Origin of the sequence: Stenotrophomonas sp. GbtcB23, assembly GCF_019091045.1 — a bacterium.
Taxonomy (GTDB): Bacteria; Pseudomonadota; Gammaproteobacteria; order Xanthomonadales; family Xanthomonadaceae; genus Stenotrophomonas; species Stenotrophomonas rhizophila_A.
In genome coordinates, this window is sequence record NZ_JAGXKC010000031.1 from 1 (window position 1) to 25,773 (window position 25,773).

Here is a 25,773-nt window from a genome sequence, read left to right on the forward strand (position 1 = left end):
CCGAAGGCCTGAAGACCACGCTCAACGGCGTGCTGCTGCTCGGTTTCCCCAAGCTGTTCCTGGTACTGGCGGTGGCGATCATGGGCATGCCCGGCTTCGCCTTTCTGAAGTCGCTGATTGGCGCACGTCTGCGTCGGTTCGCGCCGCCGGCCTCGGTCAGTCCGGTGCGTTACCGGATCGGGCTGATCCTGTTCATCGCGGTCATCGTGCTCAGCTCGATAGGCCCGTACGTCGTGCCGGAGTCGGGGTCACTGCGCATGCAGCACCCGCACCTGATGGCGATGAGCGGCGACCTGCTGCTGATCGTCAGTCTGTTCATCCTGGGCGGCGACTTCTGGGACAAGCTGCGCGCCCTGTTCGTGCGCGACGCCAAGGCGGTGTTCCCGCCGGCGTGATCCGCACGGAAAAGTTCAGGGCTCGTCGGCGGGCGACATTCCGGGCGGGCGCGACAGCCACACCGGGCCTTCGCGGGCCCGGTCGTAGCCGACCTGGTAGAGCACGGTCATGCGCGCTGGATCGAAGCTGGCGGCGTCGGCCAGCGCAAGCCGCGAATCGATGGTGACCCAGGCAAAACGCGCACCGTCGCGCCGGGCGTAGGCGTACTCGCGGAACAGGTCGCCGATCATCCCGGCGCGGCCGGCGACGTCGATGGAACGGAAGGCAATGCCGCGCAGCGAACGCTCCGCCGGGTCCGACGCCGCAGCCAGCTGGCCGTTGTGGATCATGAAAGTATCGTAGGTGGCGGGTGCGCGCGACAGTCGGTTGTAAATCCGCTGCGGATCGATGATGCCCGCATGCAGGAAGATGTTGGCGGCGACGAACCCGTCCACGTGCATTTCGTCGTAGCGCTTGCCGAGCACGTCCACCTCGATCAGTACCGGCGGAAAGGCGATCGGGATCGAGGCCGACGCCAGCATCACCCGTCGGAACAGCCTCAGCGCCTCGGGCGATCCGCGCGTGGCGATCAGGCCCATGTTCCAGACCACGAACTGCCGCGAATCCAGGTCTGCCGTGCCCATGTAGAGACGACGCCCGGCGCGGTGTTCGGCGGCGATCCTGGCCAGCAGCGGCGCGTCGATGGCGCGTGCGATCAGAGCCTCCAGCGGCGCGGTGTTCGCCAGTGCATCGCGGCGCAGCAGCGCCATCAGCGGGTTTCCGGCGGCGAACACGTCGGCGTCGGAGGTGGTGGTGTAGAACCGTCGCAGCGCCTGGTCGTGGTCCGGGCCGAGAAACGCATAGGGCGCCATCAAGGCGCCGGTGGATACGCCGGTGACGATCTTGAAGGTGGGGCGGGTGCCGGTCGCGGTCCAACCGTTGAGGAAGCCCGCGCCGAAGGCACCATTCGCGCCTCCGCCGGACAGGGCCAGATGTGGATAGTGGATGCGCCCGTCGGCGGCCACTGGAAACTGATCCGCGCGCTCATCGCGGATGGACTGCTCGAAGTCGAGCTCCATGTCGCGGTTCGGCCGGCCGGCCCAGGCACGCACGTCCGGCATGCCGGGTACCACGGCCCAGGCGATCTGGTCGGCGGGCACCGGGGTGCGGGGCAGGGTGGCGCAGCCGCCGAGCAGCAGGCACACCGCCAGGACAGCGGCCAGAAGCGGGAGGCGGCGGTAGGCATGGATCGCATCCATGCGCCCAGCGTGGCATCCACCCGGACCCGGTTCCACAGTAATTCCCGCAGCGTCTCTACAGATCCCAGGCGGGTGGGGTGCCGAAGCCTTCCAGCAGGAAAGCGGTCACCTCGCGCACCTTGCGCGAGCGCAGCTTGTTCTCCGGTGACAGCAGCTGGATGTAGGAGGTCTCGGTCGAAACCGAGCCTTCCCACGCCCCGAGCAGCGGCACCAGCTGCTGCTTCGCAAAGCTTTCGCGGTGGTACAGCCAGCTGGGGAAGAGCACTACGCCGTGGCCTTCCAGGGCCGCGGCAAGCAGCACTTCGGCGTTGTTGCTGCAGAGCGGACCGCTTACGTTGATGCCTTCGAACGGCTGTGAAGGTGACTCGCGGAAGTACCAGCGTTGCCTGCCGAACTGTCCCTTGTAGAGCAGGCAGCGGTGGTCGAGCAGGTCGGCCGGTGTTTCGGGCGTGCCGTGCTCGGCCAGATAGGCGGGGCTGGCTGCGACGATCTGCTGCTGCGCGGCGAGGGTCCGGCCGATCAACCCGGAATCGACCCGCGGCCCTATCCGCACCGTGATATCCACGCCTTCCTGCACCGGGTCGATGTACGCATCGGTGAGCTGCAGCTCGACCTCCAGCGCCGGGTGCGCGGCCTGCAGCGCGTTGAGCAGTCGGGCCACGTGCAGCCGCCCGAAGGCTTCCGGCGCGTTGATCCGCAGCCGGCCACTCAACCCTCCGTCATCGCGCCCCAGGTCGTCCACGGCCGCATCCAGCAGCTCGATCGCCTCCCGCACCTGCTGGTGGAAGCGCTCGCCGTCCTCGGTGAGCCGCACCGCGCGGGTGCTGCGGTAGAACAGCTGGCGGCCCAGGTCTTTTTCCAGCGCGGCGATGAAGCGCGACACCGAGGAGGCCGGTACACGGAAATGCCGGGCGGTGGCCAGGAAGCTGCTGGTACTGGCCACCATCAGGAAGTAGCGCAGGGCCTTGAGCTGCATGGGTTTGCTCCATAAATGCCATTTGAGCAATTGTGATTTGCCCGTTGGCTGGATTGTAGCTGTATCGGCATCTGCCTAGCATGCAGACCTGCCCGCACTGGCGGGCCCCTCCCCAGGAACACCGCAATGACGTCCTTGTTCACCCCGTTCGATCTCGCCGGCACGCCGCTCCGCAACCGCGTGGTGATGGCCCCGCTGACCCGCGCCCGCGCGCCCAACGACATCGCCGACGAGCGCATCGCGCTCTACTATGCCCAGCGCGCCACCGCCGGCCTGATCGTCAGCGAAGGCACCCCCATCTCGCAGGAAGGGCAGGGTTACCTGTTCAACCCGGGCATCTTCCGCCCGGAACAGATCGAGGGCTGGCGCCTGGTGACCAACTCGGTACATGCCGTGGGCGGCCGCATCGTGGCCCAGCTCTGGCACGTGGGCCGGGTTTCGCACCCGACCATCCAGGCCGACGGCCGCCTGCCGGTGAGCGCCAGCTCCAAGCAGCCGGTGGGCGCGCAGGCGTTCGGCCTTGACGATGCCGGCAACCCCGCGCTGATCGCGCCGCCGGCGCCGCGCCAGCTGGCCACCGACGAGATCGCACGCATCGTGGGTGAGTTCGCGCAGGCGGCGGCCAATGCGATCGACGCCGGCTTCGACGGCGTGGAAATCCACGGCGCGAACGGCTACCTGTTCGAGCAGTTCATGAACCCGCTGGTCAACGACCGCACCGACCAGTACGCGGCAGACACCATGGAAAACCGCCTGCGCTTCACCCTGGAGGTGATCGACGCGGTGGTGGCCCGCATCGGTGCGGCGCGCACCGGCATCCGCCTGTCGCCCTACGGGCAGCTGTTCGACATGCCGTTGCACGACGGCATCGACGAAACCTACGGCGTGCTGAGCAAGGCCATCGGCGAGCGTGGGCTGGCCTTCGTCCACCTGATGGACCAGTCCGGGTTCAAGGTGGGCGATGTGGTGGTCGACCCCGGCGCCGAAGGTGGCTTCCAGGGCCTGCTGCGCACCATCAAGGGCAACCTGCCCAACACCGCGTTGATCCTCGCCGGCGGGCTGGACCGTGCACGCGCCGAGCAGTTGATCGACGCCGGCCTGATCGACCTCGCGGCCTTCGGCACGCCGTTCATCGCCAACCCGGACCTGGTGGCACGCCTGCAGAACGGCTGGCCGCTCAACACCCCGGACCGCACCACATTCTACGGCGGTGGCGCGAAGGGCTACACCGATTACCCGGCGTACGCCGCGGCCTGATCGGCGAACGCATCGGTGGCGCGCACCAGCGCGTCCACCGTGGCCGGCTCGGTCGCGCTGTGGCCGGAGAGCACCATCTCCAGCTTCGCTTCCGGCCATGCCTGGGACAGGTCCCAGGCACTGCGCGGCGGGCAGATGATGTCGTAGCGCCCCTGCACGATCACCCCGGGCAGGTGGCGGATGCGGTCGATGTCGCGCAGCAGCTGGCCGTGTTCGAGAAAGGCGTTGTGGCGGAAGTAGTGCGCCTCGATCCGCGCCTTGGCCAGGGTCTCCTGCGGGTCGGCGTCGGACACGGCATTGACCTCGTGCACCAGCGTGGCGGCGAAGTCTTCCCAGCCGAGCCAGGCCTGCGCGGCCGCGATGCGGGTGGCGCTGTCGTCGCTGTCCAGGCGTTGCCAATAGGCTTCAATCATGTTGCCGTGCGCTTCCTCCGGCAGATGGGCGGCATAGCGCGCCCAGCGCTCGGGAAACACCCAGCGCGCACCGCCATCGGCTTCATTGAACCAGCGGTTCTCTTCTGCACGGCCCAGGTAGACGCCGCGGACGATCACGCCGGTGGCACGGTCGGGGTGCGCCTGCGCATACGCCAGTGCCAGCGTGGAACCCCACGAGCCACCGAACACCAGCCAGCGTTCGATGCCCAGCCGGGCACGCACGGTTTCGATATCCGCCACCAGATGCGCGGTGGTGTTGTCGCGCAGTTCGCCGAACGGCGTGGAGCGGCCGCTGCCGCGCTGGTCGATCAGCACGATCCGGTAACGCGCCGGATCGAAGAAGCGCCGGTGCGTCGGCGATACGCCTGCGCCGGGGCCGCCATGCAGGAACACCACCGGGATGCCGCCTGGGGTTCCGCATTCCTCCACATACAGCGTATGCAGGTCATCGACCGGGAGGTGGTGCTCGCGGAACGGGGTGGTCGGCGGATAGAGCGTGCGCATGGCGAAAAACCTTGGGACGGGTGCCTGGCAAGGATAGCCCAGGCATCAGTCAGTCGCGGTCCACGTCGACATCGACATCCCGTGCGGTATCGCGCAGCAGTTCCACGGTAAAGCGCGGTGAGCCGCGCTGCGCCGTGATGACGACATCCTCACCGTCCACGACGACGGCCGCATAGCGTTCGCCAAGCCGGTTCGCCAGTGCATCGCGGGCGGCACGCGCGATCTCGCGGTCTGACTCGCCCTTGCGGATGGGAACATCGACGTGCATCGGCGACTCTTCCTGTACCCACAGGCGGAAGCTGATGATGCCGTCTGAATCGGCTGCGTCGTGGAACTCCAGCCGCCAGCGCTCGGCCGGCTCCGGCCGCGGTGCCTGGTTCGCGTTCGGCATGAGGAGCGGAGCAAACTGCGCATACGCAGGCGCATCCGGGGCAGGCAGCGCGCACAGGGCGATCAACACCACCGCCAGGGTGCTTCTGATCGCCTGCGGATTCATGCTGGACGCTCCGCTGTTGGCCGAGGGAACAACCCAGCGTGAGCCTTGCATGAAAAAGGGTCGGCCGCATCGGAAAATCTGCGCGGCCGTGATCGGTATTTCTACGCAGCGGCAGGTAAGGTGGGCAGCCATGACGCCTTCGCCCGCTGCCGCCCTGACGTTGTTCGAACCCGCCACCAGCGCCTGGTTCGCCTCGGCGTTTCCCACGCCCACCCCGGTACAGACCGCGGCGTGGCGCGCCATCGGTGCGGGCGAGCACACGCTGGTGATCGCGCCGACCGGATCGGGCAAGACCCTGGCGGCGTTCCTGCACGCCATCGACCAGCTATACCGCGCACGGCAGCAGGAGGCCGCGCGCGCCGGCGCGTCGAAGGCGGCGCCGCGCCGCACCCGTGTGCTCTACCTGTCGCCGATCAAAGCGCTTGGCGCCGATGTCCAGCGCAACCTGCAGGTGCCGTTGCAGGGCGTGGACGCCGAGCGGGAACGGCGGGGCGATCCCGCGGTAGCGCTGACGGTCGGCATCCGCACCGGCGACACTCCCGTGGCTGAACGTGCGCGAATGCTGCGGAGGCCGCCGGACATCCTGATCACGACGCCCGAATCGCTGTTCCTGATGCTGACCTCGAAGGCGCGCGAGACCCTGCGCGAAGTCGATACCGTGATCGTGGATGAAATCCATGCGGTGGCCGGCAGCAAACGCGGCACCCATCTGGCGCTCAGCCTGGAGCGGCTGGACGCATTGCTGCAGGTGCCCGCGCAGCGCATCGGCCTGTCGGCCACGGTGCGCCCGGTGGAGCAGGTGGCGGGGTTCCTGGGTGGCGACCGGCCGGTCACCGTGGTCGACCCGGCCAGCCCGCGCAAGCTGGACGTCAGCATCGTCGTGCCGGTGGAGGACATGGCGGACCTGCCACCGCACGCAGGGCCGGGCGCGGAACGCGAGCCGAGCGGACGGGTGGGCTCGATCTGGCCGCACGTGGAAGCAAGCATCCTCGACCAGGTGCTGGCGCGGCGCTCCACCATCGTGTTCGCCAACTCACGCGGGGTGGCCGAGAAGCTGACCGCGCGGCTCAACGAACTGCATGCCGAACGCACCGCACGCGCGGCCGGCCAGCCGCCTGCCGCGCCCGTACCCGAGCAGTACGGCTCGTTCACCGGCAGCACCGTGTCGCGGGTGGTGGCCAGCCCAGAGCTGATCGCGCGCTCCCACCACGGCTCGGTCTCCAAGGAACAGCGGCGCGACATCGAGCAGTCGCTCAAGGACGGTTCGCTGCGCTGCGTGGTGGCGACCTCCAGCCTGGAGCTGGGCATCGACATGGGGCTGGTGGACCTGGTGATCCAGGTCGCGGCGCCGCCGTCGGTGGCCAGTGCGCTGCAGCGGATCGGCCGGGCCAGCCACCAGGTCGGCGGTACCTCCACCGGGCTGGTCTACCCGCGCACGCGACGTGACCTGATCGACGCCACCGTGGCGATCGAGCGGATGCTGGAAGGGCGCATCGAAGCGGTGGATCCGCCGCGCAACCCGCTGGACGTGCTGGCCCAGCAGACCGTGGCGGCGGCCTCGATGGAGCCGCTGGATGTCGACGCCTGGTATGCGCGCGTGCGTCGCGCGGCGCCGTACCGCAGCCTGCCGCGCAGTGCGTTCGATGCCACCCTGGACATGCTGGCCGGGCGCTACCCGTCCGACGACTTCGCCGGCTTCCGCCCGCGCCTGGTGTGGAACCGGCAGAGCGGTGAACTGAGCGCACGGCCGGGGGCCAAGCAGCTGGCGGTGACCAGCGCCGGGACCATTCCCGACCGTGGCATGTACAGCGTGATGCTGCCCGAAGGCGAAGAACGTGCCGGCTCGCGCCGGGTCGGCGAGCTGGACGAGGAAATGGTCCACGAATCACGGGTGAATGACGTGATCACGCTGGGCGCCACTTCCTGGCGGATCGAGCGGATCACCCATGACCAGGTTGTGGTCACGCCCGCGCCCGGGCGCTCGGCACGGCTGCCGTTCTGGCGGGGCGAAGGCGTGGGCCGCCCGGCGGAACTGGGTGAGGCGGTGGGCGCGTTCCTGGCCGCGCTGGACGCCGAAGCGGGGAACGACACGCTTGCGCCGGCGTTGCTCACGCGGCTGCAGGGTGCGGGTCTGCAGCCCAATGCGATCGCCAACATCATTGGCCTGCTGGATGAGCAGCGCGCGGCAACCGGCGTGCTGCCGACCGACCGCCGGCTGGTGGTGGAACGGTGCCGTGACGAATCCGGCGATTGGCGGGTGATGCTGCATTCGCCCTATGGACGGCGCATCCACGATCCCTGGGCGCTGGCACTGGCAGGGCGCATCCAGGAGCGCTGGGGCGTGGACCCGGCGGTGGTGGCCAGCGATGACGGCATCATCGTGCGCATTCCCGATTCGTCTGGGCGGCTGCCCGGCGCCGAGCTGTTCCTGTTCGAGCCCGAACGGCTGCGCCGTGAGGTGACGCTGGCCGTGGGCGGTTCAGCGCTGTTTGCCGCACGGTTCCGCGAGTGCGCGGCGCGGGCCCTGTTGCTGCCGCGAAGCAAGCCGGGAAAGCGCTCACCGCTGTGGCAGCAGCGCCTGCGCGCCGCCGAGCTGCTCGCCATCGCGCAGCGCTATCCGGAATTCCCGATCCTGATCGAGGCGGCGCGCGAGTGCCTGCAGGATGTCTACGACCTGGATGCGCTGGACACGCTGATGCAGCGTCTGGCCGACGGCCGCATCGAGATTGCCGAGGTCACCACCGAGGTGCCGTCTCCGTTTGCCGCCAACCTGCTGTTCGGCTACGTGGCCGAGTTCATGTATGGCACCGATGTGCCGCTGGCCGAGCGCCGCGCGTCGGTGCTGTCGCTGGATGCCGGGCTGCTGGGTGACCTGCTCGGCCAGGTGGATCTGGGTGAACTGCTTGATCCCGCCGTTGTGGAACAGGTGACGCTGGAGTTGCAGCGGTTGGCACCGGGGCGGCAGGCGAACGGCAGGGAAGGGCTTGCCGACCTGCTGCGCGAGCTGGGCCCGCTGAGCGCGACGGACATCGCAGCGCGCCTCATCGATGCAGACAGCGTCGGCACGCATCTGCGTTCGCTCCAGGGCGAGCAGCGCATCGTTTCCGTCCAGGTGGCCGGGCGGCCGGTCTGGGCCGCCGTGGAGGACGCCGCCCGCTTGCGGGATGCGCTCGCCGTTGAACTGCCAGGCGGCATACCCGCCGTGTTCCTGCAGCCTTCCAGCGACCCGTTGGGCGAGCTGCTTGGACGCTACGCGCGCACCCATGCGGCGTTCACCACGGGCGATACAGCCCGCCACTGGGGGCTGGGCGTGGCCGTGGTGGATGCGGCGCTGGAGCATCTGGCCGGACAGGGCAAGGTGCTCAGTGGTCATTTCGGCGCGGGGAACGCGCGCGACGACGGCGCCGATGCTGCAACGGTTCCGTTGGCGCGCCGCGAATGGGTGGGCGAAGCGGTGTTCCAGCGCCTGCGCCTGCGCTCGCTGCAGGCCGCGCGTGAAGCGACCCGTCCGGCCAGCCGTGAGGCGTATGCAGCGCTGCTGCTGGAGCGGCATGGGCTGGTGGCCGACGCGACGGTGGCATCGCGCTCCAGCGCGGTACCTGCGCACGGCGCACTGGAAGGTGGCGATGGCGTCCTGCGCGTGATCGAGCTGCTGGCCGGCGTTCCGATGCCGGTGTCGGCGTGGGAGCACCAGATTCTGTCGGCACGGGTAGCCGACTACACCCCGACGATGCTGGACGAGCTGCTGGCGACCGGCACGGTGGCGTGGGTGGGTCATGGCCGCCTGGGCGAGGATGACGGTCTGGTGTCGCTTCACGTGCAGGAGGGCATGGGCGAAACGCTGCCTGTCGTGCAGGCGATCGAACCTTCGCCCCTGCAGGCCGCGCTGTTGACGGTAATGTCCGATGGCGGTGCGTTCTTTGCACGCCAACTGGCCACTGCGGTGCAGGCGCGCCTGGCTGCTGCCGGCGTGGACGATGTCGTGGTGGATGCCGAGACGCTGCACACGGCGCTGTGGGAACTGGCATGGGCCGGTCGGGTGACCACCGATCTGTGGACGCCGCTGCGGCACCTGTCGGCCTCGCGACCCGCGCGCCCGCGGGCGACGACCTCTGCGCGACAGAACCGCTACGCGCGGGGCAGGGCGATGATGGATCCGCTCGGCGCTGCGGGCGGCCTGCAGCCGATGGCGACCACGTTGGCCACGCCTACGCTCGCGGGTCGATGGTCGCTGCTGCAGCGGCCGTTGGTCAGCGATACGGTGCGTGCGGTCGCGCTGGCGAACGGGCTGCTGGAGCGCCACGGTATCGTGACGCGCGGCGCGGCCATTGCCGAAGGCATCGCCGGGGGTTTCCCCGCGCTGGTGCAGGTCTATCGCGGCATGGAGGATGCCGGCCGGGTGCTGCGCGGGCGGTTCGTGGACGGGATGGGCGGCGCACAGTTCGCTGAGCGTGGCATGGTCGATGCCCTGCGTGAGGTGGCCGAGGCGCAGCAGCCCGGGCGGGTCGGGTTCAGCGTGGGACTGTCCGCGGCGGACCCTGCCAATCCGTTCGGTCCGGTGCTGCCATGGCCGGCGCACCGCGTGTCACAGCGGCCGGTACGACGGCCCGGTGCACTGGTGGTGATCGGCGGCGGGCGCCTGCGCATGTACCTGGCCCAGGGCGGGCGGCAACTGCTGACGTGGTTCGAGCCGGGCGCGCCTGGCGAAGACGCGGCGCTGACCGCGGCCGCCCAGGCGCTGGTCATCGCACTGCGACGCGGGCGGCGGATGACGTTCACCCTGGAATTGATCGACGATGCGCCCATCCAGCGCGACGCGGTGACCGAGGCACTGCGGGCAGCGGGTTTCTCCAGCGCGCCACGCGGGCTCGACTGGCAACCCTGAAGCCACGGCGTCAGTCGTCGATCAGGCCGAGCTCGTGCGCGGCGCGCAGATCGTCCGGGGTATCGATATCCAGCGCGAGGGCAGGGGCGTGCAGCACGCCGACCGTTCCGGGTTCGAGCGCGCGCAGCCGTGCGCGGAAGCCGCTGTCACCCTGGCCGTCGGCGAGATCGGCGAACCACGCGCCGGGCACCACCGCCGGCACGCCGAGCGTGCCCAGCAACAGGGTGGCCGCGCAGCCTGAGGTTGACTGGCTGGCACTGTCCAGCAACGCCTGCAGATGCGCAGCCTCCAACGCGGGCTGGTCGCAGGCGACCACAAGCACCCGTGCGGAGGCCTGGACCATCGGCGCAGCGACCACCAGGCTGCTGCCCATGCCGCGCTGCGGCTGTGGATTGAGCGCCTGCACGCATTCGAGGTCGGCCACCGCATCGGTGAGCGGTCCAGACGCCTCGGGCAGCACCACCACCAGCACCGAAGGTACGGTGCCTGCTGCCAACCGGACCATGCGGTGCAGCAGGGTCTCGCCATCGCGGCGCAGGAGCTGTTTAGGGCGGCCCAGCCGCGTGCTCGCGCCTGCGGCGAGCACCACGGCGGCATGGGCGTTCATCACGGCACTTCCGGCACGCCGTGCCGCCATGCCTGCAGCTGGGCGGCAATGCTCAGTGCAATGGCCTCCGGCCCCCGCCCACCCAGCCCCAGCCCGATCGGCGAACGCAGGCGGGGGGACAGCGCTGCCCGTGCTTGCGGGGACAGCAGTTTGAACAGGTCGTCGCGCCTTCGCCCCGGCCCCAGCAATCCGATGAAGGGAATCGAGGTGGCCGCCAGGGCGTCCAATGCTTCCCGGTCCATCTCGAAATTGTGGTGCATCACCAGCACCGCATCCGGAAATGGCCCGTTGGTCCACCGCGTGCGGAAATCGGTGGACGAACCCGCGCTAACACCGGACCGTTGGGCGGGTGGCACGACAGCAGCAAGCCGCCCCTGCCACCGCGGGCGCGGCTCACGCACCTCAACCCGCCATCCCAGGCCCACCAGCAGGGGCAGCAACGGCGCGGCCTCCGGGCCCGCGCCCAACACGACCACGCTCGGCGCACGCCGCCATTGCAGCTGCCACTCCCGGCGAGGCGCTTCCCAGTCGACCGGCGGACTGGCGATGCCATGGGAAAGGCCCATGTCGCCACAACGCCATTGCAGCGTTCCGTCACCGTGCAGCCTGAGCTCCAGCGTCTCCTCTGCCCGCAGCCACGGATCAAGCACGCTGTGGATGCCGGCAAGCGACGCCAGCGGAATCAACACCACCCGTTGCCGCCCGCGGCAGCCCACCGCGTTGCCGGCAAACAACGCGTCATCGTCGCGGGTATCGATCTCCATCCATGCCAAGCTGTTGTCGTCCACGGCCTGCATCGCGTGGCGTTCAATCTCCGGCTCCAGGCAGCCACCGCTGAGCCAGCCGACGTGACCGTGATCGGAAAACAGCACCACCGTGCCGGCGCGCGTATAGGTGGAACCTTCGGTTTCCAACACCACCGCCAGCGCCGCGCGGCGACCCTCGCGCAGGGCATCGAGGGTCGCCTCGAACACGAGGCCGGGGTTACCGTCCTCGGCATCCAGGGGCGTACTGGCCAGGCCGGCACTCATCCCAGCGCGGGCAGCCCGGCCAGCAGTTTGTCCAGCGTGATCGGATATTCGCGCACGCGGGTGCCCGTGGCGTTGTAGATCGCATTCGCCACCGCCGCACTGACACCGCACAGGCCGAGCTCGCCCACGCCCTTGGCCTTCATCGGCGACGACACCGGGTCGGTCTCGTCCAGGAACACCACCTCCTGGTGGGGAATGTCGGCATGCACGGGCACTTCGTAGCCGGCCAGGTCGTGGTTGACGAAGAAGCCCAGCCGCGTGTCCACCGCCAGCTCTTCCGACAAGGCCGCGCCCACGCCCATGGTCATGGCGCCGATCACCTGGCTGCGCGCGGTTTTGGGGTTGAGGATGCGCCCGGCGGCGCACACCGCCAGCATGCGCCGGATCCGGCTTTCGCCGGTGGCGACATCCACGCCTACTTCGACGAAATGCGCGGCGAAGGTGGACTGCTGGAACTTCTCTTCCAGTTCGGCGAACTCGATGGTGTCTTCCACCACCAGCTCGCCGTCGGCTGCGGCCTTGCCCAGCGCGAAGCGCTTGCCGCCGGCGCTGACCTGGCCGTCGGCAAAGGTCGCGGTGGCCGGGTCCAATCCCAGTTTCGTCGCTACCGCCTCGCGCAGCTTGGTGCACGCCGCGAACACGCCGGCAGTGGAACTGTTGGCGCCCCATTGGCCGCCGGAACCCGCCGAGGCCGGGAAGCTGGAATCGCCCAGCTTCACCGTCACCTTCTCAAGGGGCACGCCCAGCATCTCTGCGGCGGTCTGGCCCAGGATGGTGTAGCTGCCGGTGCCGATGTCGGTCATGTCGGTTTCCACCGTGACCTGGCCCGTGGCATCCAGGCGCACGCGCGCACCCGACTTCATCACCAGGTTGTTGCGGAAGCCGGCGGCAACGCCCATGCCCACCAGCCAGCGGCCATCGCGCTGCTGGCCGGGGCGCGCATTGCGCTTGTCCCATCCAAAGCGCTGCGCACCGTCACGCAGGCACTGCACCAGCTGGCGCTTGGAGAAGGGTCGTTCCGGATTGGCCGGGTCCACCTGGGTGTCATTGCGGATGCGGAACTCGACCGGATCCAGGCCGAGCTTCTCGGCCATTTCATCCATCGCGATTTCCAGCGCCATCAGCCCCGGGGTTTCGCCCGGCGCGCGCATGGCGTTGCCTTCCGGCAGGTCCAGGTGCGCCAGGCGCAACCCGGCCAGCCGGTTTGCGCCTGCATACATCAGCTTGGTCTGCTGGAGTGCTTCTTCGGGGGAGCCGCCGGGCAGGTTGCCCGACCACGATTCGTGACCGATCGCGGTGAGCGTCCCCTGCGCGGTGGCACCCAGCCGGATGCGCTGCAGCGTGGCCGGACGATGGGTGGTGTTGTTGGCGATCTGCGGGCGCGACAGCGCGACCTTGACCGGGCGCTTCGCTGCGCGCGCACCCAATGCCGCCAGCAGCACGTCCGAACGGACGAACAGTTTGCCGCCAAAGCCGCCGCCGATGTACGGCGAAACCAGGCGCACGTTCTCCTTCGGCAGTCCCAGGGTCTTGGCCAGGTCGGTCTTGCCCCAGTCGATCATCTGGTTGGAGGTCCACACCGTGAGCTTGTCGCCTTCCCACGCGGCAAGGGTGGCGTGCGGCTCCATCATCGCGTGCGACTGGTCGGGGGTGTGGTAGAGCGCGTCCAAGGTGACCGGTGCCTCGCCGAAGGCCTTCTCGAAATCGCCCACGCGCGCGTCCGGGTCGGTCTTCTGGAAGTTGGTGCCGGCCTTCTTCGCCGCGGCCAGGTCGTAAGCGCCTTTTTGCGTGGTGTAGCGAACCTTGACCAGGCCGGCCGCGGCGCGCGCCTGTTCAAAGGTCTCGGCCACCACCAGCGCCAGCGCCTGGTGGTAGTGCGAGATCTCCGGCCCGCCCAGCAGCGCGGCGGTATTGCGTTGCGACTTCTGCAATGGCCCGGCGTTGTCGGCGGTGACGATGGCCAGCACCCCCGGGGAGCGGCGTGCGGCATCCAGTTCCATGCTGCTGACCCGGCCCTTGGCGATGCCGGCCGTGACCACGTAGCCGTATGCCGGCGCGGCCACCGCGTCGTGGCGTTCGTAGGCATACGGGGCATGGCCGGTGGTCTTGAGCGGACCGTCGATACGATTCAACGGCTGGCCGACCACCTTGAGCTGGTCGATCGGATTCTTTCCTGCAGGCGTGTCGAATCTCATGGCTTATCCCTTCGCCTCCAGCAGCACGGCGGCGAGCGTGCGTTCGGCCAACTGCACCTTGAAGGCGTTCTGTGACGAGGGCGTCGCGCCTTTCAGCAGCGAGGCCATGACAGCAGCCGCGCCCTGCGGCAACAGCGCGTCGGCTTCCGGCGTGCGCCAGGGCTTGTATGCCACACCGCCCAGGGCGACCCGACCACTGCCGTCGCGCTGGACCACCGCCGCCACCGACACCAGCGCAAACGCGTACGAGGCGCGGTCGCGCACCTTGCGGTAGATGTGGGTCCCGCCAAGCGGAGCAGGCAGCACCGCAGCGGCGATCAATTCGCCCTTGTCGAGCACGGTTTCCACCTGCGGCGTGGTGCCGGGCGCGCGGTACAGGTCATTGAGCGGGATGCGCCGGCTGGAGCCGTCCGGGCGGATGGTTTCCACCACCGCGTCCAGCGCCATCATCGCCACCGCCATGTCGCTGGGATGGGTGGCGATGCAGGCCGGGCTGGCGCCAACCACTGCCAGCTGCCGGCTGATCCCGCCGATGGCCCCGCAGCCACTGCCCGGCAGGCGCTTGTTGCACGGCTGCGCGGTGTCGTAGAAATACGGGCAGCGGGTACGCTGCAGCAGGTTGCCGGCGGTGGTGGCCTTGTTGCGCAGCTGGCCGGAGGCGCCGGCGACCAGCGCGCGGGTGAGCAGGGCGTAGTCGCGACGGATGCGCGGGTCGGCCGCCAGGTCGGTGTTACGTACCAATGCACCGACGCGCAGGCCGCCTTCGGCAGTGGCTTCGATGGTATCCAGCGACAACCCGTTGACGTCGATCAGGTGCGCCGGCGTTTCGATCTCCAGCTTCATCAGGTCCAGCAGGTTGGTGCCGCCGGCAATGAAGCGCGCGCCCTGGGTGCGGGCCGCGGCAGCGGCCGCTTCGGCCGGCGTAGTGGCACGCTCGTAAGTGAAGGCCCTCATGCGCGCGTTCCTCCGACGTCTTCGATCGCTTCGACGATGTTGGAATAGGCGCCGCAGCGGCAGATGTTGCCGCTCATGCGTTCGCGTATCTCATCGGCGCTGAGCGTGGCGCGGGCGCCGAGGTCATCGGTGACGTGGCTGGGAATGTTGTCGCGCACTTCCTGCAGCACCGCCACCGCCGAGCAGATCTGCCCGGGGGTGCAGTAGCCGCACTGGTAGCCATCATGTTTGACGAACGCAGCCTGCATCGGGTGCAGTTTGTCCGGGGCGCCCAGCCCTTCGATGGTGGTGATCTTCGCGCCCGGGTGCATCACCGCCAGGGTCAGGCAGGCATTGATGCGGCGGCCGTCCACCAGCACCGTGCAGGCACCACATTGGCCGTGGTCGCAGCCTTTCTTGGTGCCGGTCAGGTGCAGGTGCTCGCGCAGTGCATCCAGCAGGGTGACGCGGGTGTCCAGCTGCAGCGTGCGCGGCTTGCCGTTGACCTCGAAGGCCACCTCGGCGGTCACCGGCGCGCGTGCGCCGGCGGTGTTTCCCTGGGCTTCTGCGACCACGGTGGGGATGACCATGCTGGTGGCCGAGCCGGCGCCGAGTTTCAGCACGTCGCGGCGGGAAAGGGAAAGCTGGGGGGGCGTGCTCATGGTGTGGCTCCTCGTTGGCTGCTGCAGCCTGGCTCACGGGATCGGTACGATGATGATGGTTCAGGGGTGGTCGGCATGCGGTGAAGCGCCATGTGAATGGGGGTTGCCGCCGTGCGAGCAGACCACCCACTCGCTGTCGCCTTCCACGTACAGCTCTTTCTTCCAGACCGGCAGCCGGTGCTTGATCGCATCGATGATGTAGCGGCATGCACCGAAGGCGGCGTCGCGGTGGGGCGAGGAAACGCCGACCCACACGGCCAGCTCGCCTACCTCCAGGCGTCCGCTGCGGTGGACCCCGATCGCATCGATATCGCCGAAGCGCTCGCGGGCTTCGGCCAGGATGGTCTCGCCCTCGCTCTGCGCCAGGGCGGCGTACACCTCGTATTCCAGGCCTTCCACATCGCGGCCGTCGTTGCGGTTGCGCACCCAGCCTTCGAACGCACAGAACGCGCCGTGCGCGGGATTCTGCAGGGCCGAGCGCAGCGCCGGCACATCCAGCCCCACCGCGCTTACCGAGAACCCGCTCATCCGCCGTTGACCGGTGGGATGAACACCACGGTGTCGCCGTCCTGCAGCGGGTGGTCCCATCCACAGAAGCGCTCGTTCACGGCTACCCTGAGCGTGGACGCCGGCAGGGTGAAGCCATGCCTGGCCTGCAGCTGCGCGTAGAGCGTGCCCAGCGAATCGGCGTCGGTCTCCACGCGTTCGGCGCCCCTGTTGGCCTGTTCGCGCAGTTGCGCGAAGTAATTGAGTTCCACCTGGGGCATCAGCTGGTTTCCAGTTGTTGGCGTGCCTGCAGCAGCTCGCCGGGGGTGTTGACGTTGTCCAGGGCACTGCCAGGCGAGGGCAGCGCGTGGATCTGCAACTGCAGCAGCGCTTTGCGCGGGCAGTAGTTCCCCGCGTCGAAGCGCTCGCGCAGCAGCGGCGCGGAGGAGGGTTCCCAGATCGCACAGAGCGGCTCGGGCAGGTCGTCGTGGCGGCTGACGAACGCCGTGGCGTCCTTCATGGGTTGCCGGGCCGCCACCAGCGCGCGCAGCGTGCGCGCATCCAGCAGGGGCAGGTCGCAGGCGATCACCAGCCATGCATGACCGGGGAACGCCTGCTGCGCGGAGAGGATGCCAGCGACGGGACCCACGCTGTCGACACTGTCCACCAAGGTTGGCAGGCTGCCCCTCAGCGTTTCGCCGCGCTGGTCCGGGCGAAGCGAGACGAAGGCCTGCACCACCTCTACATGCCTGAGCAGTGCCCAGGCACGCAGCAGCTGTGGCTGTCCGGCATAGTCGAGCAGTGCCTTGTCGGCCTGCATGCGGCGGCTGGCACCGCCGGTCAGCAGCAGGGCAGACAGCGGTGCGTTCATGACGGGTACGCCAGGTCGGACTTGCCGCCGCGTTTGGCCACCAGCCGCACCTGCTCGATCACGATGGCGTGCGACAGCGCCTTGCACATGTCATACAGCGTGAGCGCGGCAATGCTGGCCCCGGTCAGGGCCTCCATCTCGACCCCGGTGGTGCCGTGGCAGGCGACCGTGCAGTCGATCACCGCACTGTCGCCCTCCATCTCGATGGTGATATCGCAGCGCTGCAGGGCAAGCGGGTGGCACAGCGGAATCAACTGCGAGGTGACCTTGGCGCCCATCACCCCGGCAATGTGGGCCACGGTCAGCACCGCGCCCTTGGGCAGCACGAAGCCGGCCTCGCGCAGCTGGGTGGCGACCTCGGGCGGGAAGCGCACCCGGGCCTGGGCGTGTGCAACGCGGTCGGTGGCGGTCTTGCCGCCCACATCGACCATGCGCGGCCGTGCATCGGCATCCAGGTGCGAGAGCAGGGGAGGGTTGGGTTCCATCATCCACCTATGTAGTGCATTTCGATGCGGCGTCCTGGCGTTGACGCCGGGCGGCCGCGCAGTTCGCTGTAACGGTCGTTGCGGGCCGACCACACCCCCGCCAGCACCGCGCGCAGGGTGGCGTCGTCCGCGCTGGCGCGCAGCAGGCCGCGCAGGTCGGTACCACGGGTGGCGAACAGGCAGGTGTAGAGCTGGCCTTCGGAGGAAAGGCGCGCCCGCGTGCAGTCGCCACAGAAGGGCGTGGTGATGGACGAGATCAGGCCGATTTCACCGCCCCCATCAACGAAACGGTAGCGGGTGGCGACTTCGCCCGGATGGCGCGGCGGCAACGCCATCAGTGGCCAGCGGGCGTGGATGCGCGCGTGCAGTTCCTGCGAGCTGACCACGCTGTCCACTGACCAGGCGGTGCGGTTGCCCACGTCCATGAACTCGATGAAGCGCAGCACCACGCTGCTGCCGCGGAAGCGTTCGACCAGCGCCAGCGCGCCGGCGTCGTTGAGCCCGCGCTGCAGCACGGCGTTGATCTTGACCCCGTCACGGAAGCCAGCGGCGCAGGCCGCGTCGATCCCGCGCAGCACGGCGTCCACGTCGCCACGCCCGCCGCTGAGCTGGCGGAACAGCGCGGGATCCAGCGTGTCCAGGCTGACCGTGACCCGGTCCAGGCCCGCATCCGCCAATGCCTGCGATTGCCGGTCGAGCAGCACGCCGTTGGTGGTCAGGGCGATATCGTCGATGCCGTCGATGCGACGCAGGCGCCGGATCAGGTCGGGCAACTGCGGGCGAAGCAGCGGTTCGCCGCCGGTCAGGCGCAGCTTGCTCACCCCCAGCGACGCGGCCTGGCGGCACACGCGCTCGATCTCATCAAAGCTCAGCCGCGCCTCCGGCGGCAGGAAGGCATAGTCCTCGCCATAGGTCGCCGCCGGCATGCAGTAAGTGCAGCGGAAATTGCAGCGGTCCATGACCGAGATGCGCAGGTCGCGCAGGGGGCGGTTGCGGCGATCCAGGAGGGGTGCGTGGACGCTCATCTCACCACCGGTGCAGCCGCAATGGCTGGCCTGCCTGGCCCGCGCTGCCGGCAACCAGCTCCAGCACGCCGGCAGTGCCGGCCAACGCCGTGAAGTCACCGGAGTTGCGCGAGGCCACGGGCTCGGCCACCGCATTGCCGGCGCCATCGTCGCGCAGATGGACCGGAATGAACTGGGCCAGTGCAAAAGCGGGCAGGGCGGTGGCGAGGGACACCTGCTCCGGTGCAGCGGGCGCAGCGCCCATGCCCGCCAGCAGCGCCGGGCGCACGTAGCGGATCAGGCAGACCAGCGACGAAACCGGATTGCCCGGCAGCGCGAAGACCCGCTGTCCTTGCGGCCCCACGCCGAACCACATGGGCTTGCCCGGCCGTTGTGCGATGCCGTGGAAGTGGCAATGCACGCCCAGCGCCTCCAGCGTGTCGGGCAGGTAATCGCGCTGTCCCATGGAAACGCCGCCGGACAGCACCAGCGTGTCGTGCGACGCCAGCAGCCGGCCCAGCGCCTCGGCAAGCAGGGTGGGATCGTCGGCGAGGTGGTGCAGGGAGGCGCGGCCGAGGCCGGCCGCCTTCAGCGCGGCCATCAAGGCCAGGTCGTTGGAACGACGGATGCGTCCGGGCGGCAGCGCTGCGTCCACGTCCACCAGTTCATCGCCGGTCGCGACGATGGCCACCTTCGGCAACCGCGCCACGGTGACCCGGGCCACGCCGTTGGCCGCCAGCAGCGCCATCTGGGGCGGTCCTATGGGGATGCCCGGCGCCAGCACCGGCGTGCCGGCGGCGCAATCGCTGCCACGGCGGTGAATGAACCGGCCGGCGACCGGCACGGCGGTGGCGCGCAGCGCATAGCCGCCAGCGGCGCGCTCCAGCTGTTCGATCGGCACGATGCAGTCGCACCCCTCGGGCAGGACGGCACCGGTGGAAACCTCGATGCAGCTGCCGGCATCTTCCAGCACCTGGCCGTGCATGCCGGCCATCTGCGCACCGACAACGCGGAGCGCGGTGGGCATCACCGGCTGCCAGCGCGTGGCCACGCCATCCATCATGACCCGGTCGAACGGCGGCTGCGCGCCTTCAGCTACCACCGGCTGTGCCAGCACACGGCCGACCGCATCCGGCAGGGCGATCTGTTCGGTGACAACGTCGGGGGTGCTGGAACGAAGCACGGCATCGGCTTCCTCTACGCTGATCAACGGCCTCATCAGTGTGTGTGGGTGGCGGGGGATGGCCCAGTCTGGCGATTCCGGCGTGATCGCCATTTCACGTCAGCGCATCACCTTGTCCGGGGTGATCGGGGTGCTGCGGATGCGCTTGCCGGTGGCGTGGAAAATCGCATTGCTGATCGCGGCCGATACCCCCACCAGGCCGATTTCGCCCACGCCCTTTGCGCCCAGGCTGCTGACCACGCGGTCATCCTCCTCGACGAACAGCACGTCCACGTCGTGGATGTCGGCGTTGACCGACACGTGGTACTGGGCGAAATCCCGGTTCATGAAGCGGCCGAACCGATGGTCGGCCTCGGTGTGCTCGTGCAGGGCCGCGCCGATGCCCCAGACCACGCCGCCGATGATCTGGCTGCGTGCCGTGGTCGGGTTGAGGATGCGCCCGGCGGCAATCGCACTGACCACCCGCATCACCCGCACGGTGCCCAGGTCTTCGTCGACCCGCACCTCGACGAACACGGCGCTGTGGGTGGCGCGGGTGAACTTCCGTTGTTCCAGCAGGTTGGGCAGCAGCAGGTAGCTGGCCTCGACGCTGGCGCGCTCAGCGCTGGCCAGCAGCGCGGTCAGCGGCACCGCGCTGGCCGGGTCGTCGCGCAGCGCCAGGCTGCCATCGCGGAACACCACATCCTGCAGACGGGCGCGCGCGAACGCGGTTCCCGGCGCCAGCCGCGCCAGGGCCAGCAACCGGCGGCGTAGTTTGGTGCAGGCGCCTTCCACCGCCGAGCCGACGGTGCTTACGTGCGACGAGCCCCCTTCGATTGGGGCCACCGGCAGCGTCGAATCGCCCAGCTGGAAACTCACCTGCTCCAGCGGAAGTCCCAACGCCTCGGCGGCGATCATGCTCATCACGGTGTAGGTGCCGGTGCCGATGTCGCTGGCGGCGCTGCTTACCACCAGCCGTCCGTCGGCGTGCAGCACGGCGCGCGCGCGGGCGAACATCTGCATGGCATCCCATTGACCGGTAGCCATGCCCCAGCCGACCCACTCATTGCCTTCGCGGCGCGAACGCGGCTGCTGCGGGCGGTCGGCCCAGCCGAAGCGGGCTGCACCCTGCTCATAGCATTCACGCAGCGCCTTGCTCGAATAGGGCTTGCCGTCGGCCGGGTTGACCTCGGCATAGTTCTTCAGGCGCAGTGCCAGCGGGTCCATGCCGAGGCCTGCAGCGAGCTCGTCCATCGCCACTTCCAGCGCATGTACGCCGTGTGCCGCACCGGGAGCGCGCATGTCGATGGGGGTGTACTGGTCCAGGTCCACCACTTTGTAGCCCAGGTGCACGTTGTCGCAGGTGTACAACTGGCCGCTCCAGTTCACCACCACTTCCACGTAATCCTCGATGCGCGAGGTTTCGCCCACGGCTTCGTGCCAGATCGAGCGCAGGGTGCCGTCGGCGTCCGCGCCCAGCTTCACCCGTTGCACGGTCTCGGCGCGGTGGCCGAAGGTGAACATCTGCTGCCGGGTCAGCACCACCCGCACCGATCTCTCCAGCGCCAGCGAGCCCATCACGGCCAGCGGCAGCTGATACTGCGGGCGCAGCCCCGCCCCGAAAGCGCCACCCACATACGGGTTGCGCACCGTCACTTTCCGCTTGGGCAGGCCGAACACATGCGATACGTACCACCGGCTGTTCTGCGACCCCTGGGTCTTGTCGTAGATGGTCAAGTGTCCGTCGTCGCCGCGGATCACCGTGCTGGCGAACAGCTCCATCGGGTTGTGGTGTTCCACGCCGTGGTAGAAATCGGCGGTGACCTGGAAGGGCGCCTGCGTGAATGCGTCGTCGGGCTGGCCCTTGTCCTTGGGCGGGGCCGAAAAGCCTGCCTTCAGCTTCTTCGGTGGGCGTGCCCGGGCCATGGCGGCCACCAGGTTGGTGTCGTGCTCGTCGACCTCGTAGTGCACTTCCACGCGTTCGGCAGCCTCGCGGGCGGCTTCAAACGTCTCGGCCAGTACCAGCGCGACCGGCTGGCCGCTGTACAGCACGGTGGCGTCGTACAGGGGGCGGAACGGGCTGCCAGCGGGCGCGGTCATGTCCTTGTAGAACAGACCTGCGCTGCGCATCCGCGGGCGGTTGTCGTGGGTGAGAATGCGCAGCACGCCGGGGACCGCCTCGGCGGCATCCAGGCTGAAGCCCAGAATGCGCCCCTTCGCGATGGTGCTGTTGACCGCCACGCCGTATACCAGGTCCGGTGCAGGCCACTCGGCGGCATAGCGCGCCTGGCCGCTGACTTTCGCACGCCCGTCGATGCGGGGCGTACCGGTGCCGGTGGGCACGTGTCCGGTACCTGCCGGGGCCACCGGCGGATGGAGCGGGTTGGGAAGATTCATGCCGGCGTCTCCGGTTGGGGGCGCGAGCTGCCCTGGTTGTCGACGGTGCCGCGTGCGGCGGTTTCGAGCGCGCGGATCACCGTGCGGCGGGCCAGCGGGATCTTGAAGGCGTTCTGGCCCTGCGACACCGCGCCCTGCACAAGTGCCTCGGCGGCGGCAGCGAAGGGCTCGGGTCCAGGTTTCGCGCCTTCCAGTACCGCTTCGGCGGCAGCTACCCGCCACGGCTTGTGCGCCACGCTGCCCAAGGCCAGGCGCGCCGCGCGGATGGTGCCATCCGGCGCGATATCCAGTGCGGCCGCGACCGAGACCAGCGCGAATGCATAGGACAGGCGCTCGCGAACCTTCAGATACGCGCTGTGGGCGGCAAAGCGCGTGGCCGGTGGCAGCTCGATGCGGAGGATCAGTTCATCGGCGGCGAGCGAGGTGTCGACGTCGGGCGTGTCCCCCGGCAGGCGATGGAAATCGGCGAACGGAATCTCGCGCTCGCCGCGCACGCTGGCTACGTGCACCACTGCGTCCAGGGCGGCCAGCGCCACGCACATGTCAGACGGATGGGTGGCGATGCAGTGCTCGCTCGCGCCCAGGATGGCGTGGTGGCGGGTCAACCCGCCGATGGCGGAGCAGCCGCTGCCCGGCTCGCGCTTGTTGCAGGGCGTGGCCCGGTCATAGAAGTAGGTGCAGCGTGTGCGCTGCAGCAGGTTGCCACCGTTGCTGGCCATGTTGCGGATCTGCGGCGATGCCGCTGCAAGCATGGCGGCGGACAGCAACGGGTAGTCGCGCTCGACCAGCGGGTGCCAGGCCGTGTCGGCGTTGCGCGCCGTCGCGCCAAGACGCAGGCCGCCGTCCTCGCGCGCCTCGATCCGGTCCAGCGGGAGCCGGTTCACGTCGATGAGTGCGCCCGGAGTGACCAGCTGCAGCTTCATCAGGTCCAGCAGGTTGGTGCCGCCTGCGATGGGCCGGGTATCGTTGCTTCCCAAGGAGCCGGCCAGGGCCTGCAGGGCGTATGCGATCGAATCGGGTCGCTGGTAGGTGGCGGGAATCATGCGGGCACCGTGCCCGGAACCCATTCAGACGCCGGGGATTCGGCCGCCAGTGGTTGTTCGGTCCCCAGCACGGACATCACCGCGTCGGTGATCTGTGGGTAGGCGCCGCAGCGGCAGACGTTGCCGCTCATCAGCTCGCGCACCTGGTCGCGGCTGCACGCCTTGCCTTCGTTGATCAAGCCCTGCGCCGAGCAGATCTGCCCCGGCGTGCAGTACCCGCATTGCAGCGCGTCGCAGGCGATGAAGGCCTGCTGCAGCGGATGCAGGTCGTCGCCGTCGGCGAGACCTTCGATGGTCTGCACCTGTGCGCCATCCTGCATCACCGCCAGGGTGAGGCAGCTGTTGATTCGCCGCCCATCCACCAGCACGGTGCACGCGCCACACTGCCCGTGGTCACAGCCCTTCTTGGTGCCGGTCAGCTGAAGGCGTTCACGCAACAGGTCAAGCAGGCTTGCCGAGGATTCGACCTGAAGCGCATGCGGGGCCCCATTGATGGTCAGGCTGAGCGGGTACAGCACGCGCGGTCGGGGGGCAGGGCGTGGGGGAGTGGCGGCAAGCAGGGGGGCGACAGACTCGCTCATGGCAGTTCCGGCTGGGGCGATGCGTCCCACCGTGCGCCATGCCGCGTCCAACGGGGGTGGAGGCGCAGTGCAGTACACGCGAAGATGCAGTTGGCTGCCCTCACGTAGACTTACTGAGCCATCCGATGGGCTGAACGATCGGTATTGGGCTGACAAGCGTTCTCAAGTGCACGTGCGTGCAGCAGGATCGAGCCGGATGGACACCATGGTGCGGGTCCTGTCGGGGTTGAATCGAAGGTCGATCCGGTGGCGTTCGCACAGGCGATGGACAATCGACAGCCCAAGGCCGTAACCGCTGCTTGCCGCGCCTTTGGTGAAGGGCTGCAGGGCGTCCGCATCGATGCCGGCACCCGGGTTGGTGATCTGCAGCCAGCCCGCTTCCACCGTAATGCTTACCTCTCCCTTCAGCGTGTGCGCGAAGGCATTGCCGATCAGGTTGGACAGGATGACACGAAGCGCGGTGGGCGGCAGGCAGGCCTTTGCATCGCCCGCCACGTCCAGCGCCAGGTGCACCGGGCGATCGCCAAGAAGGCCGGTCTGGTCCACGATCACCCGCTCGATCAGTGGCAGCAGGGTGATAGATTCGGCGGCTTCCTGCAGATGCTGTTCGCGGGCCAACATCAGCAGTGCGCTGATGGTGTGTTCCAGTTGCAGCACCGATTGGTTCATGTGGCCGAGCTGCAGGTGGAGCGCAGGGTCCAGATCGGCACGGGCCTGCATGCGCTCGCACGCACTGCGGATGACAGCCAGCGGCGTGCGCAGTTCATGACTGGCATCCCGCGTGAACTCGCGTTCGCGGTCCACGAAGGCCTCGATGCGTACCAGCAGCTCCTGCAGCGTGCGGGCCAGTGCGCCAACTTCATCGTCGGGAAGGCTCTCGGCGAACCCGGTCGGCAGATGCGTGGGACTGGCGCCGGCGACCACGTCGGAAAGCCGTGACAGCGGCGCGGTCATCCGTCGAGCCAGCCATGCGCCCAGCAGCAGGGCGATCCCTAGCACGCCAAGGCTCGACCAGCCCAACCATTGCAGGATGCCACCCCGCATCGGCCGCACCACCAACTGCTGGCTCACCTCCGCCACCAGCCACGCATCCGTTGGCTCCAGCCGCCGCAGATGATAGTGGCGACCTTGGTCACCGGCGAACTCCCGGCGCCAGGGTTCCTCAACCAACCGCGCGCCGAGCCCTTCGGGCAGGCTTGCAGCAGTCTCATGCACCGACATGCCCGGCAATGCCGGTCGCGCCCATCCCCCCTGGCTGGCGTGATGATGCAGCTGCACCTTGGCTTCCTGCTCCAGGAGCCCATTGAACATCTCGTCCTCGACCAGATAGACGAACAGCACCACGTAGAAGCCGTACAGCACCGCCACCAGCAGCGCGAAGCCGGAGAAGGCCAGCATCAGGCGGCGGCGGAGGCGACGACGCGGACGCGGTGCGGCGCTCACGTGTCCGCCTCCAGGCGGAAGCCCACGCCATGCACGGTCTTGAGCAGGGGCACCGGGAACGGTTTGTCGAGCACCTGCCGCAGGGTGTACAGGTGCGTGCGCAGCGGATCGGACTCGGGCGGGCTGGCGCCCCACAACCGCTCGACAAGCTCGCTTCGGGTCAGCGTCCGTGGCCATGCTTCGGCCAGGAGCAGCAGGAGCTGCAGGGCGGTGTGGTGGAGCACCAGTGTCTGGCCGTGTCGCTGCACCAGGTTGCTGCGCCGGTCAATGCTGAGGGTGCCAACCGTCAGCAGGTGCGGGGTGCCTGCGCGGTGGCGCTGCGACAGGGCCACACACCGCGCCACCAGTTCGGCACCGGCAAACGGCTTGACCAGGTAGTCATCGGCACCACTTCGGAACCCGGCCAGCTTGTCCTCCAACGCATCACGCGCGGTCAGCATCAACACCGGCACGTGCCGGTCGCTGCGCGCGCGCAGCTGCTCGCACACGCGCATGCCATCCAGGCCGGGAAGGCCCAGGTCCAGCACCAGCACATCGGGCGGCTCGGCCAGTGCCTCCTGCAGCCCGGAAAGGCCATCGGCGGCGAAGCGGCTGTCGATGCCCTGGCCGGCGAACAGCAGCTCGAGGTTGGCGCGCAGCGCCGGGTTGTCCTCGATCACCAGTACGCGCAGGGCAGGGCAGGTTGTC

Annotated in this window: 22 protein-coding genes and 1 pseudogene; 3 read left to right on the top strand and 20 right to left on the bottom strand. The window is 69.0% G+C overall.

The window, feature by feature from the left end; translation table 11 throughout:
* On the top strand, window positions 1–395 hold a 395-nt coding region (locus tag KVS69_RS13190), incomplete at its 5' end, for a hypothetical protein (RefSeq protein ID WP_217538444.1).
* Window positions 396–410: 15 nt separating this feature from the next.
* On the opposite strand, the gene KVS69_RS13195 is transcribed toward KVS69_RS13190, so the two are convergent.
* Together KVS69_RS13195 and KVS69_RS13200 are read right to left on the bottom strand one after the other, a co-directional pair.
* The gene (locus KVS69_RS13195) at window positions 411–1,634 is read right to left on the bottom strand and encodes a patatin-like phospholipase family protein (protein WP_217538446.1); all 1,224 of its coding nucleotides are present in this window, start codon (window positions 1,632–1,634) and stop codon (window positions 411–413) included.
* 55 nt (window positions 1,635–1,689) lie between these two features.
* A complete protein-coding gene (locus KVS69_RS13200) occupies window positions 1,690–2,610 on the bottom strand; it encodes a LysR family transcriptional regulator (RefSeq protein WP_217538447.1) in 921 nt (306 codons plus the stop codon).
* Window positions 2,611–2,736: 126 nt separating this feature from the next.
* Between KVS69_RS13200 and KVS69_RS13205 the strand changes: the two genes are divergently transcribed.
* On the top strand, window positions 2,737–3,867 hold the full coding sequence (locus tag KVS69_RS13205) for an alkene reductase (protein ID WP_217538449.1): 1,131 nt from the start codon (window positions 2,737–2,739) through the stop codon (window positions 3,865–3,867).
* Here the strand turns inward: KVS69_RS13205 and pip are convergent.
* On the bottom strand, window positions 3,843–4,805 hold the full coding sequence (gene pip, locus KVS69_RS13210) for a prolyl aminopeptidase (RefSeq protein WP_217538451.1): 963 nt from the start codon (window positions 4,803–4,805) through the stop codon (window positions 3,843–3,845). The genes KVS69_RS13205 and pip overlap by 25 nt on opposite strands.
* A gap of 49 nt (window positions 4,806–4,854) precedes the next feature.
* Complete coding sequence (locus KVS69_RS13215) at window positions 4,855–5,301, bottom strand: hypothetical protein (protein WP_217538453.1); 447 nt, start codon at window positions 5,299–5,301, stop codon at window positions 4,855–4,857.
* A gap of 130 nt (window positions 5,302–5,431) precedes the next feature.
* Here KVS69_RS13215 and KVS69_RS13220 point away from each other — a divergent pair, with 130 nt between their 5' ends.
* A complete protein-coding gene (locus KVS69_RS13220) occupies window positions 5,432–10,186 on the top strand; it encodes an ATP-dependent helicase (protein ID WP_217538455.1) in 4,755 nt (1,584 codons plus the stop codon).
* 10 nt (window positions 10,187–10,196) lie between these two features.
* Here KVS69_RS13220 and KVS69_RS13225 read toward each other — a convergent pair whose 3' ends face one another.
* The 16 genes and pseudogenes from KVS69_RS13225 to KVS69_RS13300 form a co-directional block, all read right to left on the bottom strand.
* Window positions 10,197–10,793 (bottom strand): nucleotidyltransferase family protein, encoded by a 597-nt coding sequence (locus KVS69_RS13225; protein WP_254622174.1) that lies wholly within the window; start codon window positions 10,791–10,793, stop codon window positions 10,197–10,199.
* On the bottom strand, window positions 10,793–11,824 hold the full coding sequence (locus KVS69_RS13230) for an XdhC family protein (protein WP_217538458.1): 1,032 nt from the start codon (window positions 11,822–11,824) through the stop codon (window positions 10,793–10,795). Before KVS69_RS13230 ends, KVS69_RS13225 begins: the two co-directional genes overlap by 1 nt.
* Window positions 11,821–14,019, bottom strand: coding sequence for an aldehyde oxidoreductase molybdenum-binding subunit PaoC (paoC, locus tag KVS69_RS13235; RefSeq protein WP_217538460.1), 2,199 nt, complete (start codon window positions 14,017–14,019; stop codon window positions 11,821–11,823). Before paoC ends, KVS69_RS13230 begins: the two co-directional genes overlap by 4 nt.
* A 3-nt stretch (window positions 14,020–14,022) precedes the next feature.
* Window positions 14,023–14,973 carry a xanthine dehydrogenase family protein subunit M gene (locus KVS69_RS13240; protein ID WP_095363963.1) on the bottom strand — a complete coding sequence of 317 codons (951 nt, stop codon included), beginning with the start codon at window positions 14,971–14,973 and terminating at the stop codon, window positions 14,023–14,025.
* Complete coding sequence (paoA, locus tag KVS69_RS13245; protein ID WP_093535663.1) at window positions 14,970–15,614, bottom strand: aldehyde dehydrogenase iron-sulfur subunit PaoA; 645 nt, start codon at window positions 15,612–15,614, stop codon at window positions 14,970–14,972. The genes KVS69_RS13240 and paoA overlap by 4 nt, the downstream gene beginning before the upstream one ends.
* A gap of 60 nt (window positions 15,615–15,674) precedes the next feature.
* Window positions 15,675–16,142 carry a molybdenum cofactor biosynthesis protein MoaE gene (locus KVS69_RS13250; RefSeq protein ID WP_217538462.1) on the bottom strand — a complete coding sequence of 156 codons (468 nt, stop codon included), beginning with the start codon at window positions 16,140–16,142 and terminating at the stop codon, window positions 15,675–15,677.
* Window positions 16,139–16,384 carry a MoaD/ThiS family protein gene (locus KVS69_RS13255; RefSeq protein ID WP_208856145.1) on the bottom strand — a complete coding sequence of 82 codons (246 nt, stop codon included), beginning with the start codon at window positions 16,382–16,384 and terminating at the stop codon, window positions 16,139–16,141. Before KVS69_RS13255 ends, KVS69_RS13250 begins: the two co-directional genes overlap by 4 nt.
* Window positions 16,381–16,971 carry an NTP transferase domain-containing protein gene (locus KVS69_RS13260; protein ID WP_217538464.1) on the bottom strand — a complete coding sequence of 197 codons (591 nt, stop codon included), beginning with the start codon at window positions 16,969–16,971 and terminating at the stop codon, window positions 16,381–16,383. Before KVS69_RS13260 ends, KVS69_RS13255 begins: the two co-directional genes overlap by 4 nt.
* Entirely contained in the window at window positions 16,968–17,456 is a 489-nt protein-coding gene (gene moaC / locus KVS69_RS13265) for a cyclic pyranopterin monophosphate synthase MoaC (protein ID WP_254622175.1), read from the bottom strand. Before moaC ends, KVS69_RS13260 begins: the two co-directional genes overlap by 4 nt.
* The gene (moaA, locus tag KVS69_RS13270; RefSeq protein ID WP_217538468.1) at window positions 17,456–18,481 is read right to left on the bottom strand and encodes a GTP 3',8-cyclase MoaA; all 1,026 of its coding nucleotides are present in this window, start codon (window positions 18,479–18,481) and stop codon (window positions 17,456–17,458) included. The genes moaC and moaA overlap by 1 nt, the downstream gene beginning before the upstream one ends.
* A 1-nt stretch (window position 18,482) precedes the next feature.
* Entirely contained in the window at window positions 18,483–19,736 is a 1,254-nt protein-coding gene (locus KVS69_RS13275) for a molybdopterin molybdotransferase MoeA (RefSeq protein ID WP_345776808.1), read from the bottom strand.
* Between the two features lie 6 nt (window positions 19,737–19,742).
* On the bottom strand, window positions 19,743–22,019 hold the full coding sequence (locus tag KVS69_RS13280; RefSeq protein WP_217538472.1) for a xanthine dehydrogenase family protein molybdopterin-binding subunit: 2,277 nt from the start codon (window positions 22,017–22,019) through the stop codon (window positions 19,743–19,745).
* Window positions 22,016–23,086, bottom strand: coding sequence for a xanthine dehydrogenase family protein subunit M (locus KVS69_RS13285; RefSeq protein ID WP_217538473.1), 1,071 nt, complete (start codon window positions 23,084–23,086; stop codon window positions 22,016–22,018). The genes KVS69_RS13280 and KVS69_RS13285 overlap by 4 nt, the downstream gene beginning before the upstream one ends.
* A pseudogene (locus KVS69_RS13290) lies at window positions 23,059–23,574 on the bottom strand ((2Fe-2S)-binding protein); the annotation flags it as partial. The pseudogene KVS69_RS13290 and the gene KVS69_RS13285, both read right to left, overlap by 28 nt.
* 231 nt (window positions 23,575–23,805) lie before the next feature.
* Window positions 23,806–25,086: a HAMP domain-containing sensor histidine kinase gene (locus KVS69_RS21325; protein ID WP_217538477.1), complete on the bottom strand. Its 1,281-nt coding sequence runs from the start codon at window positions 25,084–25,086 to the stop codon at window positions 23,806–23,808.
* Window positions 25,083–25,757: a response regulator transcription factor gene (locus KVS69_RS13300; RefSeq protein ID WP_217538510.1), complete on the bottom strand. Its 675-nt coding sequence runs from the start codon at window positions 25,755–25,757 to the stop codon at window positions 25,083–25,085. The genes KVS69_RS21325 and KVS69_RS13300 overlap by 4 nt, the downstream gene beginning before the upstream one ends.
* Between the last annotated feature and the right edge of the window lie 16 nt (window positions 25,758–25,773).